The sequence below is a fragment of the Gemmatimonadaceae bacterium genome, assembly GCA_035633115.1.
Classification (GTDB): Bacteria; Gemmatimonadota; Gemmatimonadetes; order Gemmatimonadales; family Gemmatimonadaceae; genus UBA4720.
The window spans coordinates 1-2874 of record DASQFN010000069.1 but is presented as its reverse complement, the minus strand read 5'-3'; the positions used below and the strand labels follow the sequence as shown (position 1 = coordinate 2874).

The window sequence follows — 2874 nt, the reverse complement described above, 5'->3', positions numbered from 1 at the left end:
TTCCCCCGCCCCAGGGTTCGCTGAGACATCCCAGACGGCTTATTGAGAGCCAGTGGAGGTGTTGAGATGGATGACATTGAGGGCGGAGGAGCCGCGGGCGCGGAGACCTCAGATATCGGAGCGGTCGTGGCTCCGGCCCGGGAGCGGCGCATGACGGCGGGTCGCAAGCGGGACGCGGTGCTGCGGGCCCTGCGGGGCGAGCCGCTGGAGATCGTGGCGCGCGATCTCGCGGTGACGGCGGCGGATTTGAGCGGTTGGCGGGAAACTTTTCTCGATGCCGGGGCGGCAAGCCTGAAGTCACGGGCGCGGGACGATCGCGACGAGACGATCGACCGGCTTCGGACCAAGGTCGGCGAACTGACCATGGATACCGAACTGCTCCACGCCAAGATCGAGCGGCTGGAGGCCGGGGGAGGCGGGGCCCCTTTTGCGGCGCGGAGGTCGAAGCGATGAGCACCGTCATCTCGATCTCCACGCGCCGCCGCTACGGTGTCGCCCGGGTCTGTCGTGTCTGGGGCACGGCCCGGGCGGGGGTCTACCGGCGCCGCCGTGCGGCAGAGGCGCCGCCGGCGCCACGGCGCAGGCCGGGACCACGGGGACCAATGCCGGACTGCGAGCTGGTCGAGACCATCCGGCAGTTGCTTATCGATAGCCCCTTCCACGGCGAAGGCTATCGCAAGGTCTGGGCGCGGCTGCGTCACCGGGGCCTGCGCACCTCGAGGGAGCGGGTGCGCCGCCTCATGCGCGACAACGGCCTGTCGGCGACGACCCGCACGGGCAGCCCCCGCGGCCCCCGCAACCACGACGGCACGATCATCCCGGCGACGGTCGACACGCTGTGGGGAACCGACATGACCGCGACGTTCACCGTCGAGCATGGCCAGGTCGCCGTCTTCATCGCCGTCGATCATTGCTCGGCCGAATGCGTCGGCATCCACGCCGCTCACCACGGCACGCGCCATGAGGCGCTGGAGCCGATCCGGCAAGGCGTGACCGAGCGCTTCGGCGGCGTCGAGAAGGCCGCGGCTTCGGGCCTCGGCATCCGGCACGATCACGGCAGCCAATACATGTCGCGCGACTTCCAGAAGGAGATCGCCTGGCTCGGCGCCACATCATCGCCGGCCTTCATCCGCGCCCCCGAGGGCAACGGCTGCGCCGAGCGGTTCATCCGGACCCTGAAGGAAAACCTCCTCTGGGTCAGGACCTTCGGGACCGTCGAGGAGCTCCGCCTCGCCCTGATCGACTTCAGGCGGACCTACAACGAAAACTGGCTGATCCAGCGGCACGGCCACCGCTCGCCAGCCCAGTTCCGACGCGACCAGATGGACAAGCTATCGCTGGCCGCATAATCGCAATCGGGTGTCTCAGAAACCAGGGGCGGTACACACCCACCACCGGATACTGGACCAATCAAACGTCACAACGCCGTCGCGACGACGCGTCGAATGCCAGGGTCATTGCTCGCGCCCCACCGCTCCAGGCTCTGCCCCGCGGCGCGGCAAAGGCGATGGCACTGCGATATCCACCCACGAACAACCCGGATTGGGACCTAGTGGATCGACTCCAACGTTTGGAACCCTCGATTTCGTGCGGCGATGATGGCGTTGGGGTCTGCGCGCCAAGTGAAGGGCTTGGGGCTTTGGTTGTGCTTGGCGAGGAAGCGGTTGATGGTGGCTTGCAGGTCGACGATGGACCGAAAGACGCCGTGCTTCAGCCTGCGACGGGTGAGCTTGGCGAAGAAGCCCTCGACGGCGTTCAGCCAGGAGGAGGAGGTCGGCGTGAAGTGGAAGGTCCAGCGCGGATGACGGGCGAGCCACTCCCGGACCTTGGCATGCTTGTGGGCGGCATAGTTGTCGAGCACGACATGAACGACCTTGCCGGCTGGGATGTCGCGTTCCAGCGCGTTGAGGAAGCGGATGAACTCCTGATGGCGGTGACGCTGCATGTTGCGCCCGGTGACCGTGCCGTCGAGCACGTTGAGCGCGGCGAACAGCGTGGTCGTGCCGTTGCGCTTGTAGTCGTGGGTCATGGTCGCGCCCTTGCCCTTCTTCAGCGGCAGGCCGGGCTGGGTGCGGTCGAGCGCCTGAATCTGCGACTTCTCGTCGACGCTGAGCACCACCGCGTGGGCGGGCGGCGCGACGTAGAGCCCGACGACGTCATGGAGCTTTTCCGCGAAGGCCGGATCGTTGGACAGCTTGAAGCTGCGCCAGCGATGGGGGCTGAGCCCGTGGGCCTTCCAGATCTTCTGCACCGTCGAGACGGCGAGCCCCACCGCCCTGGCCATCGCCTGCGCCGTCCAGTGCGTCGCCTCGTGCGGCGGCGGCTCGAGCGTCAGCCGCACGACCTCGACCACACGGTCAGGTGCGACCGGCGCCTTGCCGGGCGGACGGGTCTTGTCGCGGAGCAGGCCGTCCACGCCCGCCTGCATGAACCGCGCCTGCCAGCGCCAGACTGTCGTCTTCGACGTGGCAGTTGCAGCCATGATCGCGTTCGTGCCGACGCCATCGGCGCTGAGAAGAACGATGCGGGCGCGCCAGGCGTGCTTCTGGGACGTGTTGCGGTCGGAGACGATGGCTTCAAGCCGCTGGCGATCGGCGTCGTCGAGGGTGATGGATATACCGTTGCGCATGCGCCAGACTCGCACGCGCCGCCGCCAATGGGCATCCCCATTAGGACTCTTTCGTTTCGGCTAATCCACTAGATCCCGCCGCGCGGACATCCAGCGCCCCGGCGTGACTTTGCCGATCCGCCCCGCGAAAAACGGTCGGGTGCCACCAATCTGGCCATTTTCGCCTGGCGCTCCGGCCTCTGATATAGAAACGATGGACGTGGTTGAGGCGATGCGCGCCAAAGGGCCGCGCGCCGTAGGCGGCA

3 protein-coding genes are annotated in these 2874 nt (G+C 67.5%); 1 reads left to right on the top strand and 2 read right to left on the bottom strand.

Features of this window, described 5'->3' with window-relative positions:
- Positions 1-150 precede the first annotated feature (150 nt).
- A protein-coding gene (locus VES88_08920) for an IS3 family transposase (protein HYN81609.1) occupies positions 151-1349 on the top strand; the annotation gives its coding sequence in 2 pieces (ribosomal slippage) (positions 151-414 and positions 417-1349; 1197 coding nt in all).
- 200 nt (positions 1350-1549) lie between these two features.
- Here VES88_08920 and VES88_08915 read toward each other — a convergent pair.
- The gene (locus VES88_08915) at positions 1550-2629 is read right to left on the bottom strand and encodes an IS630 family transposase (GenBank protein ID HYN81608.1); all 1080 of its coding nucleotides are present in this window, start codon (positions 2627-2629) and stop codon (positions 1550-1552) included.
- Between the two features lie 60 nt (positions 2630-2689).
- The coding region (locus VES88_08910) for a hypothetical protein (protein HYN81607.1) at positions 2690-2874 on the bottom strand (185 nt) is incomplete at its 5' end.